12 protein-coding genes are annotated in these 16,513 nt (G+C 50.5%); 1 reads left to right on the top strand and 11 read right to left on the bottom strand.

The genetic code is table 11. From position 1 onward, the window contains the following. Positions 1-57 precede the first annotated feature (57 nt). From HMPREF3168_RS10500 to nagA, 4 genes are all read right to left on the bottom strand, one after another. Positions 58-513 carry a lactococcin 972 family bacteriocin gene (locus tag HMPREF3168_RS10500; protein ID WP_003611647.1) on the bottom strand — a complete coding sequence of 152 codons (456 nt, stop codon included), beginning with the start codon at positions 511-513 and terminating at the stop codon, positions 58-60. A gap of 137 nt (positions 514-650) precedes the next feature. Next, the gene (locus HMPREF3168_RS08285) at positions 651-1,097 is read right to left on the bottom strand and encodes a hypothetical protein (protein WP_035174904.1); all 447 of its coding nucleotides are present in this window, start codon (positions 1,095-1,097) and stop codon (positions 651-653) included. A gap of 10 nt (positions 1,098-1,107) precedes the next feature. After that, positions 1,108-1,983: a hypothetical protein gene (locus HMPREF3168_RS10805; protein ID WP_003611701.1), complete on the bottom strand. Its 876-nt coding sequence runs from the start codon at positions 1,981-1,983 to the stop codon at positions 1,108-1,110. Positions 1,984-2,120: 137 nt separating this feature from the next. Beyond that, on the bottom strand, positions 2,121-3,269 hold the full coding sequence (gene nagA, locus HMPREF3168_RS08295) for an N-acetylglucosamine-6-phosphate deacetylase (protein WP_070489565.1): 1,149 nt from the start codon (positions 3,267-3,269) through the stop codon (positions 2,121-2,123). Positions 3,270-3,815: 546 nt separating this feature from the next. Between nagA and HMPREF3168_RS08300 the strand changes: the two genes are divergently transcribed. Further along, entirely contained in the window at positions 3,816-6,821 is a 3,006-nt protein-coding gene (locus HMPREF3168_RS08300; protein ID WP_070489567.1) for a TIM-barrel domain-containing protein, read from the top strand. 151 nt (positions 6,822-6,972) lie between these two features. Here HMPREF3168_RS08300 and HMPREF3168_RS08305 read toward each other — a convergent pair whose 3' ends face one another. From HMPREF3168_RS08305 to HMPREF3168_RS08335, 7 genes are all read right to left on the bottom strand, one after another. Then, positions 6,973-7,830 carry a sugar ABC transporter permease gene (locus tag HMPREF3168_RS08305; protein WP_070489569.1) on the bottom strand — a complete coding sequence of 286 codons (858 nt, stop codon included), beginning with the start codon at positions 7,828-7,830 and terminating at the stop codon, positions 6,973-6,975. 2 nt (positions 7,831-7,832) lie between these two features. Next, positions 7,833-9,191, bottom strand: coding sequence for a carbohydrate ABC transporter permease (locus HMPREF3168_RS08310; RefSeq protein ID WP_035184017.1), 1,359 nt, complete (start codon positions 9,189-9,191; stop codon positions 7,833-7,835). A 53-nt stretch (positions 9,192-9,244) separates the two neighbouring features. Then, on the bottom strand, positions 9,245-10,462 hold the full coding sequence (locus HMPREF3168_RS08315) for an extracellular solute-binding protein (RefSeq protein ID WP_070489571.1): 1,218 nt from the start codon (positions 10,460-10,462) through the stop codon (positions 9,245-9,247). 109 nt (positions 10,463-10,571) lie between these two features. Further along, positions 10,572-11,678, bottom strand: coding sequence for an ABC transporter ATP-binding protein (locus HMPREF3168_RS08320; RefSeq protein WP_070489573.1), 1,107 nt, complete (start codon positions 11,676-11,678; stop codon positions 10,572-10,574). A gap of 10 nt (positions 11,679-11,688) precedes the next feature. Then, positions 11,689-12,354, bottom strand: coding sequence for a beta-phosphoglucomutase (gene pgmB / locus HMPREF3168_RS08325; protein WP_003616652.1), 666 nt, complete (start codon positions 12,352-12,354; stop codon positions 11,689-11,691). Then, complete coding sequence (locus HMPREF3168_RS08330; protein ID WP_070489575.1) at positions 12,339-14,615, bottom strand: glycoside hydrolase family 65 protein; 2,277 nt, start codon at positions 14,613-14,615, stop codon at positions 12,339-12,341. Before HMPREF3168_RS08330 ends, pgmB begins: the two co-directional genes overlap by 16 nt. A gap of 93 nt (positions 14,616-14,708) precedes the next feature. Next, on the bottom strand, positions 14,709-16,412 hold the full coding sequence (locus HMPREF3168_RS08335) for a glycoside hydrolase family 13 protein (protein WP_070489577.1): 1,704 nt from the start codon (positions 16,410-16,412) through the stop codon (positions 14,709-14,711). Positions 16,413-16,513: the final 101 nt, after the last annotated feature.

Below are 16,513 nucleotides of genomic sequence, written 5' to 3' on the forward strand. Positions count from 1 at the left end.
CAAAATATCATCATGACGCTACACTAGTTACTTCAAGAAGATGTTTCCAGACTTTTACTATTTGACTATTCGGTAATAGTATCGATCAATGGTCTTTGGCAGATTAATTGCCCAAACTTCGGCAATGGATGTTTTGCCAGCAGCCGTATTAATTGACCGCTGTTTGTGCTTTTTTCCTTTTCTATCAATATACACGACTGTTGACCCATGCTTCTTGTTTACCTTGTATTCAGAGTGTACTTTTGCATTCCAAAATCCATATGTCCACTTCCCCCCTTCAGCAGGATAGCGAACATGCTTACCAATTGACAAATAAAGTGATGGGAACAATGGTGATGAATGAGTTGCTGTCCATTGCTCTTCAACCATTCCTTGAGTCCAATTCTCATTGTCAACTGAAATATTCTCCTTGATCACATCGCTGTCAACAGCTGTAGCTGCAAATGCCGGTGATACAGACATAAAGGAAATCACACTGACCAACACAGTGCTTACTAATAACTTTTTCTTCATTATGTTGAATCCTCCTTTGTTTCAACACAGCAATTCTATCCCAAAAAGCAGTTCCAAAACCGCAAATGCCGATGAATGGTCGTTTGCGCCGTTGAATGGCAAAAAAAGCTAGCTGATCAGCAGCGCGTTTTTTCTTCCTAATCAAAGCAGATAATAAAAATATTTATGACCAGATCAAGTACAGGCATTGACCAACAAATATATCGTAAATTTGCTTTAGTATCATTTCCAAAATATGCTGGCTTTTCTAACAAATATAAGCAAAAGACAGAAACGCTATTAACCAAATAAGAAAGTAGAGACGGAGAGCTGAAAAAGGTCGTTATTTTTGCACCGGTAAAGCTAAATACTGATATAAGATTTAAAGTAGCCAACAAAAACAACCATTTAAAAGGAATTTTTTCTTCAAAAAAGGCAGTAATGTCCACAAGTACAAATAAAAGCAATGGTATATATGCCGCTAGGCTAAGTAGCTCTTGTCCATTATAATAATTGCTATTAATTGCCACTATCGACATCATAATTGAATACACACTCATCAGAACAAGTACAATATTTTGAAGTAAGAAGCTTCTCTTTTTCATTTTTGTCACCTTAGTACTCAGTTACCTTATAAACATATGATGCTACGAAAGAACCTTTCCAATTACCAATGAAACTGTGAGGCAAAACATAATGTCCTGTATTGTAATGCTTTACAGAATCCTTAGTTGCACCATAATACCATGCACAGTAGACATACTTGGAACAGTAGCTCGTTGTTCTATCATATAGATTAGGAGAAAGTAGGTATTTAGGATTGTTGTTAATATACATATCATGGTATGCGTATCCAGCTGCATCTTCAGCATAATGCGGATGTTTCTTCACTCGGTAAACCGCAACATAATCTTTTCCTTTTGTATGCTTAGCAAACCAACTCGCCTTTCCTACATGAGTCGCATGTGACCAAATATTTGGCATCTCTAAAATATGGCTAGAAGAGCTAGCAATGGCAGCATGGCCAACATGATTTGGAATTGAATTACTAGAAGAACTAGTCCCATAACAAACCAAGATATCACCAGCCTTCATCTTATAATCTCTATTTGCGGATACACCCAACAAACTAATTTTATTAGTTGAGGCCGTTGAAGATTTATGATTGATAACAATAGGTTTATCTTCAGTTGTTTGAACAGGAACTTCATAATTATCTTCAGCCAAGTAATCTTCAAAAGACATACCCGGATATTCATAGCTATACTTTAGATATCGTGGATAAACTGTATTCTTGCACAGGTTGACAAAGTCTGATTCCGTCATATTATCGTCTGTAAGAATTCCTTTACTACGCCCAATAGAATACGCTTTCACAAACTCATTATCACTATTACTAGTTCCAACATCTGCTTTAACCGTACCCTTGAATTGAAGCAACAGTAGAACACCTAAGACAACTACAATATTTCTCTTCAATTTTCTTCTCATTTGATTTAATCCTCCTTTGTTTCAACACCGCAATTCTATCCCTAAAAGCAGTTCCAAAACCGCAAATGATGATGAATGGTCATCTATGCCGGTGAATGGCAGCAAAAAAGCCCGCTGACCAGCAGCGAGCTTCGATATTATTCTTCCCAGCGGATTTCCCCATTCAAGTAGGTCTTCACCAGGGACATGTCATCCTTCAGAATCAAGAAGTCAGCTGGCAGGCCCGGACGAATTGCCCCGCACTTGTCCAAGAGGCCTTGGCTGCGGGCCGGGTTATAGCTGGCCATCAACACAGCCTCTTCCTTGCCGGCCAAGCCCCAGTCAACCAGGTTCTTCACCCCGTCCTTCAGTTGCAAGACGCTGCCGGCCAGGTTGTCGCCCTCCTTCAGGCGTGCCATCCCGTCCTTGACGTACACCGGCAGTTCCCCCAGCATGTAGTCGCCATCCGGCATCATCCCGGCTTCCATGCAATCAGTGATCAAAACAATATGGTCCTTGCCTTTAGCCGCCAGCAGGGCCTTGATGGCGCTAGACGTGACGTGGTGCCCATCAGCAATCAGTTCGTTGTCCATGTTCTCCAGTGCCATGGCCGCGTTGGCAATGTTTGGCTGGTTGTGAGAGAAGTCCGGCATCCCGTTAAAGGTGTGGGTAAAAATCGTTGCCCCAGCCTGTGCAGCTGCCTTAGTCTGGTCATAGCTGGCACTAGAGTGGCCCAGGGCTACCTTGACTCCCCGGCTGACAGCGTAGCTTACGAAAGCTGGCGTTCCTGGACGTTCTGGGGCAAGAGAGATCTTCTTCAGCATCCCCTTTGACGCTTCCAGCCACTTGTCCAGTTCTGCCGGGCTTGGATCCATCATGTATTTTGGATTTTCCGCCCCCGCGTGTTCTCCCGTAAAAAATGGGCCTTCAAAATGGATCCCTTGCATCTTAGCCCCGCTCTCTTCTCCTTGGTGAGCAGCCAGCATCCGGCAGACTTCAGCCAATTGCTCACTGGACGCGGTCACCGTCGTTGGCAGCCAGCTGGTTACCCCGGCGCTCAGCAAGGCTTCAGACAGGCGGTTGATCCCCTCCCAGTCGCTCTTCATCACGTCTTCTTTAACAGAACCGTGGATGTGGGTGTCGACATAGCCCGGTGCCACGCTAAAGCCAGTATAGTCCACCGCGTCCGGCACTTGGCTGCCTTCTGGCAGGTAGGTCCCGAATTTACCATCAACAATCTCTAAATAGCCGCCTTTTTCCCGGCCATTTGGCAGGTAAAACTGATCAGCATGAATGTAATAGCGCATTTTTTCTCCTTAGTAAAACAATCTTTTCCTTCTATTATTCTTAACTCTGTAAGCATTTTAGTCAATGCTTTGCTAAAAAATGAGCAAAAATAAAACTGCCCGTTTCAGGCAGTTAAAGATCAGCTATTGGATTCTTTGAAGAAAAAGCCCTGCGACCGGACCAGGTCTTCATCTAACCCAAAGATAAGCATAGGCAAGAGCCCAGTCGAATCAAAATCAAAAACAGGATGATCCGCCAGCTCTTCCGTAGTTAGTTACACCATTTATATCGTGCCATTACACCATTTGTATCACATTTTTGTTTACACCAGTAGTAATCCAGCACGTCTTTTAGCATTACTATAATATAATTCTTGAAAATCGTAGCAATTTAAGACTTCATAATATTTGTTAGCCAGATAATTTAAGGAGCAATAAACTACTTCTTTTCTACAAAGTAATTGTCTGTCTCCTGGTTACCCAAACTGGTATAGGCTATTTTTTCCAATTTACCGGCTTTTTGGCTATAATTAGATTAGATATTTCATGACATAAAGGAAAAAGATTATGACTGCAGACCTGCAAAATTCAAGACATCAATTAGGAAGACTGGTTGGCGTCAATAAGCGTGAAAATTACTATGAGCTTCATTACACGACCGGCGAGATCGCCCGCGTCTACTTGATTGCTAATGGTATCTTCCGCTACTGGCTGGATCCAAGTCAAGAATTTGCCGAAACTGACGACATGCTGGTCAAAGACATTGAGCCCGACCCGCAATGTTTCGCCCGGGCCACGGCTCACGCGACCAGCGACATGTTCATCATCACCACTGGCAGCTGCAAGTTGATTTTCCAGCAGAAAACCGGCAGCTTCAGCATCTTTGACGAGTCTGTCCACCGGCCGCGGATGGTCCAAGCTTCCGCCCTCGAACTGAGCGGCAAGCACAGCATCGAAATCCTGAAGCAAGGGCAAAACGAATACTACTACGGCGGCGGGGTCCAAAACGGCCACTTCAGCCACAAGGGTGAAAAAATCACCATCAAGACCGACGGTATCACCGGGGCTGACGGCGTTCTGGCTGCCGTGCCTTTCTTCTGGACCAACGCCGGCTTTGCCGAACTGCGCAACACGACCGCGACTGGCCACTATGACTTCGGCCGGCAAAATTCCCAGCTCACCATCCTCAGCCACCGGACCCCGGTCTTTGACAGCTACTATATAATAGGAAACTCTCCGCAAGAATTGCTGTCCAGCTTCTATTATTTGACCGGCAAGCCCTTCATGCTGCCCAGCTACGCCCTCTCTTTCGGCCACCTCGGCAACTTCCTTGACGGCTCCTGGCAAGAAGCTGACGGCAAGGGCCATGAAGCAGTCCGCTTTGAAGACAACCGCTACTACACAAGAAAGACGGAAAACAGCGGCCACCTGCCAAGCTTAAACGGGGAAAAGGACTACCAGTTCTCCGCCCGGGCCATGCTGGACCGCTACCAGCGCTGGGGCTTCCCGTTATCCTGGATCATCCCCAACTACGAAAGCCAAACTGCCGCTAAGCCCGATGACTTTGCCGCCTTTGCCAGCTATGCCCAAAGCCGCAACTGCCATCCAGGCTTCTGGAGTGAAAAGGGCCAGCCTTTAGCCCACCACAGCGAATTTGCCGCGGTCGACGACCCAAGCAGCGACTTGACCGCCGTCAATTCCGACCTGGCTAAGGAAAATCCGAAAGCCAAGCCCCTTACCCTGATCCGCGACAGCCTCCTTCCTTACCAAAGCCAGGCTGCCCTGGCCTTCGGCGATGTCAGCGGTGACTGGTCCAGCATCAAAACGCAAATCTCTACCTTATTAGGTGCTGGTTTGTCTGGTCTGCCCTTCATCGGGGCCGCTGCCGGCGGCAAGCACGGCCCGGAAAATGCCCAAGTTGCCGTCCGCGACCTGGAATGGAAGACCTTTACCCCGCTTTTCTTCGCTATTGACGACCAAAGCCCCCTCAGCAAGACGCCTTTCGCCTTCAACAACAAGGTCTCCCGGATCATGAAGGCCTACCTCGGCCTGCGTGAGCAGCTGAAGCCTTACCTTTATGCCCTCAGCCGCCAGGCCCAGGACGGCCTGCCCCTGGTCCGGCCCCTGCTTATGGCCTTTCCGCATGAACAGGTTGGATACGGCCGGGACTTTGCTGATGAATTCATGCTAGGCGACCAATTGCTTGTTGCGCCAATCGTCAACGGCAAGTCTGACAATCAAGGCCTAAGCGTCCGCGACCGGATCTACCTGCCCGACAAGCAGACTGTCTGGATCGACCTCTTTACCGGCGACCGCTTGATGGGCGGCCGGGTCTACAACCAGCGCAAGTACCCCCTTTGGCAATTGCCCGTCTTCGTCAGAGGCGGCAGCATCTTCGACCTGGGCAGCCGGCGCTTCGTTCTCTACCCGCAAGGCGACGCCACCATCAGCACCTACAGCGACAACGACCAAAGCGACTACAAGCACAACAGCGCCCAAACCGTCATCCGCACCCATGTGGCCGACAGCAAGCTGCGCGTGATCATCGAACCGACCACCGGCTACTACCCGAACATGGCCATTAAAGAGCAAACCTTCTTTTATATATACTGTGACCAGCACCCAGATGAAATCCAGCTCCGGGCCGGCGACGAGGAAGTCGTTACCTTGACTGAATACGGCACGCCGGAAACCCTGCAAAGAGCCAAGGAAGGCTTCTACTACGACAACAAGTTCTGCTGGCCGGAAGGCTTCAAGGACTTGGGCGCAACGCCTCGCCCGGCTTTGATCATCAAATTGCAGGAGCGGGACATCAAGCAGGAAAAGCTGGAAATCCTGGTCAACAACTTCCGCTTCGCCAATGAGCAGCTGGTTCACCAGATAACCGACGCCGCCCTGCCCCTGCCGGGCAAGGTTGAAGTCGACCGGGACAAGATCAGTGCCCACTCTTTGACGGTCAAGTGGACCCAGCGGACGCCTAGTGTCCAGATTGAATTGAACGGACTGCTCTACACCGGGATCAGCGGGAACATCTTCACCTTTACCGACCTGGCCGCCAACACTGGCTACCGGTTGCGCCTGCGCTATGAAGCTGGCTACAAGGTATCCGAATGGTCCGACCTCTTGCAGGTCAAGACAAAGCGGGACCCGCGGGACTTTATCATCTCCAATGTCAAAGTCACTTCCAGCCAGGAAAGCGCAAGCGGCCACCAGCTGAAAAACCTCCTGGACCGGAGAATGGCAACCGACTGGCAAAGCACGGGCAAACCAAGCGAAGACCAGCCGTTGACTTTGACCTTCAGCTTCCCGGACCAAACAGAATTAAACAAGCTGATCTACGTGCCAAGAGCCAGCAGCCGGGATGGCCGGCCTTTGCGGATGCGGGTGGAAATCTCCACCGATGGGGAAAACTTCACCAGCTACGGAACTGACTACCAGTTTAACAGCGACTGCAAGAACAAGGTTATCGGCCTCAGAGGGGTCAGCGCCAAGGCTGTCCGCCTCAGCATTCTGGAAACGACCGGCGATTACGCTGCCGCCAGTGGCATCGACTTCTACCGGCCCCTTAAATAAGCCGTAATTTTTTGATATTTTTAGACAAAAAAACAGTGGAAAGCTTCGTGAGGAAGCTTCCACTGTTTTTCTTTAATCGAATCCGAGATATTCTCAGATTCTTTTCGCTGAGAAGGCAAGGATTAAATAAAATGTTGTTCGGGTTTGTGCGTTAACCCTTGTCAGCACCTACAGTAATCCCACTGACGTAGAACTTCTGCATGATGATGAAGAGGATCGTGATTGGGATAGCGATGACGACACAGCCGGCCACGAATTGGGCGAAGTAGGCCGTCGCGCTCCCCTTTGAAGAAGAAAGCATGTTGTACAGACCATACGCGATCGTGTAGGTCTTTGGGTCACCTGAAGTTGAGAGGATGATCCCGGAGAAGATGAAGTCTACCCATGGTGCCATGAAAGTCGTTAAAGCTGTGTAGACGATCATCGGCTTGGAGAGCGGCAGGCCGATCTTAGTGAAGATCTGCCATTTGGTTGCACCATCCAGTTCAGCTGCTTCATCCAGTGACCGCGGGATCGTGTCGAAGAAACCCTTGGCAACGTAGAAGCCAAGGCCGGCACCACCGACGTAGACCAGGATCAAGCCGCCCAGGTTCAGCATGTTCAGCCCCTTCAAGATGTAGTAAAGGGCGATCATGGACATGAAACCAGGGAACATGCCCAAAACCAGGGCAATTTGCAAGAATGGCTTGCGGAGTCTGAAGCGTAAGCGGGACAGGACGTAAGCAACCGTGATTTGGATGAAGGTTGACAGAGTGGCGGAAATGATGGCCACGAGCAAAGTGTTGATAATCCAGTGCAGGTATGGGAACTGGGAGTTGGTAAAGATCCCGATATAGTTCTGGAAGGTCCATTTTTCAGGGAAGAAAGTTGAGATAAAGCCAGTATCGTTGTATGAGAAGCTGGCCAAAACGATCCAGAGGATGGGGATCAGCCACAAAATTGCTAAAATCGTCAGCAATAAATATCTGAAGAAAAGGGATACTTTTCTCTGGTTAGAGTAAGACTTCAATTTTATCCCTCCTTAAACGCAGTGGTGTGACGGTAAGCGATCAAGGAAATCGTCGCACTCAAGATGAAGATCAAGATGCCCAGAACGGCTGAGGCGTTGTAGCGCTGCTGCTGACCGAAGGTCAGGTTGTAGAGCCAGTTGACCAGAAGGTCGGTTGAGCCGGCACCGTTGTAGTTGTTGTTCATTGGCTTACCACCAGTCAGCAGGAAGATAACGTTGAAGTTGTTGATATTGCCGATGAATTGCTGGATCAAGGACGGACCCATCACAAAGAGGATCTGCGGGAAAGTAATGTTGTGGAAAATCTGGAAGACGTTAGCCCCGTCGATTCTCGCGGCTTCAATCTGGTCTTGTGGCAGGTTTTGGATAATCGCCATAGAAACCAGCATGGAAACCGGAATACCAATCCACATGTTGACGATGATAACCGTCAGCCGGGCTACCCAAGGGGCAGCTTCATTGTCAATGAAGTGAAGCGGCCCTGAGATCCAGCCCCAGTTTTGCAACAGGGTGTTCAAAGGCCCCTGCGCGTCCAGGAATTGCGCGATCAGTAGCAAGGAAACGAATTGCGGTACGGCGTAAACCACGATGAAGATCGTCCGCCATACTTTCCGGTGCTTGATCCCCTTGGATTCAATCAAGAGGGCCAGGAGAACCCCACCTAAGAAGGTGGTTGCCGTGGCAGCTACGGCCCAGATCAGGGTCCAGCCCAGGACAGGGAAGAAAGTCCCGGCCAGGTCCCCGCTCAAAACATTGCCGAAGGCCTGGAAACCAGTCCAGGAGAAGCCGATCGGGTGTTGGCGGTCGTAGTTGGTAAAGGCCATGGAAATCATGAAGACAGTTGGCAAAACAGTGAAGAAAAGAATCCCCAGCATAGGAATGAACATTAAGGTCGCGTGCAGGCGGGAGTCCAGCAGGCTGGCCAGTTCTTCCTTGTTGGTGGCAATGTGCTTGCCATCACGCTTCTTGATGTAGTTGGCCCGGGTTGAGCGCAAGTTTGTGACATAGAGGCAGATGAAACCGATGACCAGGAAGAGGGCCATGATCCCGAAGAGGAGGATCAAGACTGAGTTGTCTGGCTGTTTGGTCACGTAAACGCCTTGCGCTTGGTCAAAGACAACCTTCTTGGTCTTGTTTTCCCCAAGGTTGCTCAGCATGCTGAGGGCACTGACCCCGCTAAAGATAAACCAGACCAGGAAAACAATTTCACTGATCAGCAGGCTGAACCCCTTGGCCCACTGCTTATTCTTCAGGGCGCTGACGCCCATGAAGAAGAAGGACAGCTTATCAGCCGCGTCCCCCTTGGACCAGACTTCTTTGTAGCTGGCTGTCGGAGGAACATGTCCTTTTCTTTTAAACATTTTTCATTACTCTCCTTCTCAAGCTTAATTAAAGTTGTTACTGCTTAATTAAATTACTTTTGAGAAATCTTCTTTGAGAACTTGGCAAGTTGCGCCTTGTATTGGCTAGGCTTGATCTTGCCGTCGTAAGTACCGCTGATCAGAGGAGCTGCACCGTCCCAGAAGGTTGCCATTTGCGGCAGCTTTGGTTGCAGAACTGAGTTGCCCGGTTGCGCCATTTCGATAACGGCCTTGGCAACTGGGTCGTTTTGCACGGCACTTGAGTTAACAGCGCTCTTCAAAACTGGGATTTGACCAGCCTTTTCGTGGGCGATCAATTGTGACTTCTTGTTGGTGATGTAAGCAGCCAATTGTGAAGCGGCCTTGGCGTTTGAAGTGTGGGAGTTAACCGCGAAACCTTCGATACCCAAGAAGGCTTCCAATTGCTTCTTCTTGCCGCCGACAGTTACAGTTGGGTACTTGGCAACAGCGAAGTTCTTGCCCAAGATCTTCTTGATGTTGGCAGCGTTCCATGGGCCGTCCATGATGGCGTCAGCATTGCCCTTCTTCAATTGGTTTAAAGCGTTTGAAGTTTGCATTACGCCCTTGTTGCTCTTTTGCTTGGCAATCCAAGTCAAAGCGTTGACACCGTTTTGGCTGTTGAAAGTTGACCCCTTTAGGTCTTCACCGTTTTCCCCGTACAGGGTAGTGCCAGCTGAGAAGAAGATTGGCCACATGGTGTAAGCGTTGGTGAAGTCAGTAGCCAGAACACCCTTGGAAGTCAAAGTGTCCCAGTCCTTAACATCATTAGCTGACAGCTTGGACTTGTTGTAGTAAATCGTGTCGGCTTGTTGAGCGTATGGGTAAGCGTAAACCTTGCCCTTCCAGGTAACACCCTTGGAAGCCTGGCTGACATAGTTCTTCTTGATGTTGGCAGTGTCACTTGGTGACAGCGGGTTGATGTAACCAGCGTTTGCCATTTGGCCTAATTGGTCGTTTGGAACTTCAAAGACGTCGGCTGCTTTGGAAGCATCCTTACCAACGTCAGTCTTGGCGTTAGCGGAACCGTTAGGACTTTGGGTAACCTTAACGGTAATGTTTGGATACTTCTTGTGGAAGTCCTTAGCAATGTCCTTGTAGTAGGGTACTTGTTCAGTGTCTACCCACAAAGTCAATGATGCCTTCTTGTCGGCAGTTGATGATGAACTACTGCTGCTCTTGGAGCATGCTGACAAACTCAAGGCAGCCAATACTACTGCGCTGCTCAAAGCAGCCTTTTTAAAGAAACTCATTTTTTCCTCCTAAACAAACAATTGTTTATTTTTTACATCACCTTGCAGCCTTTAGCTGCAAGTTGATTAGCTGAATTAATTTTTCTTAAGCGTCCGATATTTGCTGGAATTAATCGGTAATCGTTACTTGCGTTTCCTTGTCAAAGAAGTGGGCGTTGTTCAGGTTGAAACCTGCCTTGACGCTGTCACCTGGCTTGTGGAAGTCACGAGCGTTGACAACGCCGACGAATTCGGTCTTGTCAACGTTCATGTAGAGCTGGCTGGTTGCACCCAGCAATTCGGAAACGACAACCTTGGCGGAAACGACTGCTTCCGGCCAGGTTTCCAGGAAGGCTTCTTCCATGTGGATGTCTTCCGGCCGCAGGCCCATCACAATAGCCTTGCCGTTGTAGCCCTTGGCATCCAGAACCTTGGCCCGGCCTTCCGGCACCTCGAGCTTGATGCCCTGGCCGTCGTCGATGTAACCGTCCTTGTAGGTCACGTTGAAGAAGTTCATCTGCGGTGACCCGATGAAGCCGGCAACGAATCGGTTGGCTGGCTTGTTGTAGACTTCCTTCGGCGTCCCGATCTGCTGGATCCGGCCGGCGTTCATGACAACGATCCGGTCAGCCAGAGTCATGGCTTCAGTTTGGTCGTGGGTAACATAGATGGTGGTCGTCTTCAATTTCTGGTGCAACTTGGCGATTTCCGCCCGCATGGAGACACGGAGCTTGGCGTCAAGGTTGGACAGAGGTTCGTCCATCAGGAAGATCGGGGCGTCACGCACGATCGCTCTCCCCAAGGCAACCCGCTGTCTTTGACCACCGGACAAGTCGGCTGGACGCCGTTCCAGCAAGTGGGCCAGGCCCAGGACTTCAGCAGCGTTCTTGACCCGCTTGTCGATGTCGGCCTTGTCGTAGTGGCGCAGCTTCAAGCTGAATGCCATGTTGTCGTAAACCGTCATATGCGGGTAAAGGGCGTAGTTCTGGAAAACCATGGCGATGTGGCGGTCGCGGGGAGCCACGTCGTTCATGACCTTGCCGCCGATTTCCAAAGTCCCTTCAGTGATGTCTTCCAAGCCGGCAATCATCCGCAAGGTCGTTGACTTACCACAGCCAGACGGGCCGACAAAGACGATGAATTCATGGTCGCCAATGTGCAGGTCAAAGTCTGAAACTGAGTAGTCATCCGCGTTTGGATACTTCTTGTAGATGTGATTTAAGTTGATTTTCACCATTTTTTCTTACCTAATTCCCTGCTTCAAAAACTTTCTCAATCTCGGTCAAATCCAAGGCGCTGGTTGAACCAACGATGTAGTCGGCCCCCTTCAAAACGATCGGATCGCCAATCCCGACCGCGAACTGGCCGGCCGCCTTGATTGCCGCTACGCCTGCTGGCGCGTCTTCAAAAGAAATTACTTCATTCTTCTCCAAACCAAGCAGTTCCTGGGCCCGGATGTAGATTTCCGGATCCGGCTTGCCGTGCTTGAGGGTAGCCGGGTCAACCCGGGCATCAAACATGTCTGCAAGTCCCAGCTGCTTCAAGATCAAAGGAGCGTTCTTGGAAGCTGAGGCCAGAGCCAGCTTCAGCCCTTGGCCCTTGGCCTGCTTGAGCAGATCGTCCATCTTTGGCAAGATATCGGCCCGGGTCATGTTCTTGACCGCGTTCACGTAAGCCGCGTTCTTCTTGGCTGCCAGGGCTTCTTTTTCTTCCTGGCTGTAGTCATTTTCCTTGTGCCCGTATTCCAGGATGATTTCCAGGGAATCCATTCTGGACAAGCCGCGCAGCTTGTCACCGAATTCTTCCGGCAGTTCGATCCCGATACCGCGGGCCAGGTCTTGCCAAGCCTTGAGGTGGTAGACTGCTGAGTCAGTGATGACCCCGTCCAGGTCAAAAATTAATCCTTTAAGCATTGGCTTTGTCCTTCTTTCAGAGTTACTTCTTGGTCCCAAACCTTGACTGGCAAGTCTTCACCAGAGAGAAGGGTCAGCTTGACTTCCTTGTCCTTTTCAACCTCCAGGGCCAAGATGCGGCCGCGGTAGTTGATCTTAAAGCTGTAGCTGGACCACTTCTTCGGCAGGAATGGGGCAAAGCTGATGCCGTCTTCGTTGTAGCGCATGCCGGCAAAGCCTTGCACGATGGCCAGCCAGCTCCCGCTCATGGAAGTGATGTGCAGGCCGTCAACCGTGTCGTTGTTGTAGTTGTCCAGGTCCAAGCGGGCAGTCCGTTCGTAAAATTCAACCGCCTTGTCCTGCTTGCCCAGTTCAGCAGCCAGGATGGCGTGAATTGACGGGCTCAAGGAACTTTCGTGAACCGTCATTGGTTCGTAGAAGTCGTAGTTTCTTTCCTTTTCTTCCTTGGTATAGTGGTCGTTCAAGAAGTAGATCCCTTGCAAAACGTCGGCTTGCTTGATGAACGGTGACCGCAGGATCTTGTCCCAGGACCAGTGCTGGTTCAGTGGCAATTGGTCAGCCGGGATGGTGTCCTTGCTTCTGAGGTCCTTATCCAAGTAAGTGTCGTGTTGGACGAAGATGCCCAGCTCCTTGTCTTCCGGCAGGTACATCCGGTCGACGATGTCTTGCCACTTGGCCAGTTCTTCGTCAGTTACCTGCAGGCGCTTCTTGGCTGCTTCAGTGGCCAGTGGCCAGCGTTCCAGGGTGTAGCCCAGAAGCCACTTGGCCATGGTGTTGGTAAACCAGTTGTTGTTAACGTTGTTTTCGTATTCGTTAGGACCGGTTACCCCGTGGATCATGTACTGGCCCTTGCGCTTGGAGAAGTGGACCCGGTCAGCCCAGAAGCGGGCGGTTGAAACCAGGACATCCATGCCTTCATCTTTGACGTAGGAGTCGTCGCCCGTGTAGCGGGTGTATTGGTAGATAGCGAATGGAATGTCCGCGTTCCGGTGGATTTCTTCAAAAGTGATTTCCCACTCGTTGTGGCATTCAATCCCGTTGAAGGTAACCATTGGGAAGAGGGCACCCTTCAAGCCTTGCTGGCGGGCGTTATGGAAGGCACCCGGCAATTGTTCGTGCCGATATTCCAAGAGGGACTTGGTAACTTCCTTAGGCGCTACGGCCAGGTACATTGGCACGATGAAGGCTTCGGTATCCCAGTAAGTAGCACCGCCGTACTTTTCACCGGTAAAGCCCTTCGGCCCGATATTAAGGCGCGGGTCACGACCGTAGTAGGTCATGAAGAGCTGGAGGATGTTGAAGTGGATCCCCTGCTGAGCGGCCGGATCACCGTCAATCGTCACGTCACAGCTTGCCCAGCGCTTGTCCCAGACAGCTTCATGGTCGGCCAGGTTCTGGGCAAAAGTCTTGCTGGTCAATTTGGCCATCAATTCATCAGCCCTGGCGGCTTGTTCTTCATCAGCCACGTCCCGGCTGGTGATGACGATGACGTCCTTTTCCAGTTCCCAGCTTTGGCCGCTGGTCAAAGTCTTAGCGAACAGTTCGCTGACTTCACCGCTGGCAGTCGTCACGTCACCGGAAATGACTTCCCCGTCTTCCCGGGTAACTTCCTTCAAGAGAACCGTGAATTGCGGAGTGCCGAAGTTGTTTGGCTTGGTCCGCAGCTGGATGCTGCGGCCGTTAGCATCTTCATTTAAGGCATCCCAGAAGCCTTCTTCGTAGTTGCTGTCTTCGTTAACCACGTTCCCGTTCAAGTGGCTGGCAATCTGCAGGTCAGCCTCACCACTGAGGACAGTGGCCTTGACCTTGATCAAGGCAGCTTCCTTGATGACGGAACTAAGGAAGCGAGTGAAAGTAAATTGAACCCGGCAGTCCTTGCCTTCATAAATAAAACTTCTTGTGAGCAAACCTTGATGCATGTCCAGACTCAAGCTGAAGTCACTGATTTTATCAGTTGCCAGGTCCAGCTTGTGGCCGTTGATGGTCACTGGCAGGTCAATGAAGCTTGGGGCGTTCAAAGTCTTGCCGAAGTAGTCCGGGTAACCGTTCTTCCACCAGCCGACCCGGGTCTTGTCCGGAAACCAGACGCCGGCGTAGTAGGTGCCTTGCAGGCTGTCGCCGCTGTAACCTTCTTCAAAGTTGCCGCGCAGGCCCATGTATTCGTTGCCAATTGAAGTCATGCTTTCTTGAAGACGCTTGTCTTCTTTTGAAAAGGTATGACTGGTCAATTTCCAGGGATCAATTTCAAAAATTCTTTTCATCACTGTTCTTCCTCGCTCAAATCATTCTGTAATCATTATCAGCTAACATGCAAACGCTAACAAGCTTTGTTTTTATGTTACCGTTAACAGCTTCTATTTCACACTCAGAACATAGCCCTTGCTTGCCAGCTGGCCGGCTTCATAGCCCCGGCTCAAAGCGGCTTCCGCGCTTAAGCTGACGGCTTGCCCGGTCGTGTTGAACCAGCCTTCGATCGTTTCCTTGCCGGTCCGCTTAGCATGGATCAAACCGTTTTCTTCAACTTCCAGCCAGGTCTGCCCCTTGCTCAGGCTTTCCCAGTGCTGGCGGCGGAAGGCGATGATCGCTTGAACTGCCTGCCAGACCGGACTGCCTGCCTGGCTCCAGTCCATTGGCTTGCGGCAGTCAGGGTCGTTGTCCCCGCTCATGCCCATTTCCGTCCCGTAGTAGATGCACGGAGAACCGGTTTGCATGAAGGTGAAGGCCAGAGCCTGCAGGGCCTTGTCTTCATCTTCACCGGCTACCGTCTTGATCCGGGCAGTGTCATGGGAGTCCAAAACGTTCAGCATGGCTGAATTGCTCTGCTCTCTGTATAAGAAGAGCTGGTCAGTCAATAATTCGGTCATGGTCTTGGCGTCCTGCGTCCCCTTAAGGAAGTGGTCAGCAATCTGGCCGGTGAATGGGTAGTTCATGGTACCGGAGAATTCATCCCCGTTCAGCCAGGACTGGCTGGAGTGCCAGGATTCGCCCAGGACGTAGAAGTCCGGCTTAATGGCCGTAACAGCGGCCTTGAACTTCTTCCAGAATTGGTGGTCGACTTCGTCAGCCACGTCAAGCCGCCAGGCATCGATATCGAATTCCTTGACCCAGTAGGTCGCGATCGTCAAAAGGTAGTCCACGACTTCCGGGTTGGCGGTATTCAATTTCGGCATGTGCTTTTCAAAGGCAAAAGTCTCGTAGCTTGGATCGGCTGGGTCATACGGTTCAACCGGGAAGCGGTTGATGTGGAACCAGTTGGCAAAGCGGGAATTAGGGCCGTTTTTCACGACATCCTGCCACTGCATGGAGGAGTCGCCCATGTGGTTGAAGACCGCGTCCAGCATGACCTTCATCCCCCGGGCGTGGGCTTCGTTGACCAAGCGGGCAAAAAGCTGCTTGTCCCCAAAGTCCGGGTCGATTTCCAGGTAGTCGATCGTGTCGTACTTGTGGTTGGAGCTGGCCTTGAAGATCGGGCAGAAGTACAGGCCATTAATTCCCAAGTCCTGCAAGTAGTCCAAGTGGTCCAGCACCCCTTGCAGGTCACCGCCGTAGTAGTCTTCCCGGCCTGGGTGGTCGCTTGGATTCCAGTCCTTAACGCCCTCCGGGTCATTGCTCTTGTCCCCGTTGGCAAAGCGTTCCGGGAAGATCTGGTACCAAACCGTTTCCTTGACCCAGTCCGGGCTCTTGGTCATGTCGACCGCGTGGAAGTAAGGGAGCTTGAAGTAGTTGTTCGGGTCCTCGTAGCTTTCCTTTTCGTTCTTTCTGAAGCCCCGGTCACCATAAACCCATTCCTCGCCGTCTTCACCGTGAATTTCAAAGACGTACTGGGCCCGGTGCAAAGGCAAGGTCACCGTCGTTTCCCAGTAGTCGTTTACTTGGCCGTGGCCGGCCAGGTCCATGGCCTGCTTTTTCAAGTTGGTCAAGGGTTCGTGGACGTCGCAATAGTGAACGTAGACTGCCTTGACGTCGCGGCCCGTGTGCAGGCGCAGCTTCATGGTCTCCGTCGTCACCAGGTAGCAATCTTCGCTTTCAGGTCTGTGTCTAACTGCTGCTGTTTGCATTTTTCTGTTTCCTCGCTAAAAAATTATCACGTTGGTTATTACTTGTTACTTGTTTTATTGCTTATTTTTTCTGGTTCAGTATAAATTCTTGTGTAAATAGA

The sequence above is a fragment of the Lactobacillus sp. HMSC08B12 genome (genome assembly GCF_001808415.1).
In the GTDB taxonomy this organism is placed as follows: domain Bacteria; phylum Bacillota; class Bacilli; order Lactobacillales; family Lactobacillaceae; genus Lactobacillus; species Lactobacillus delbrueckii.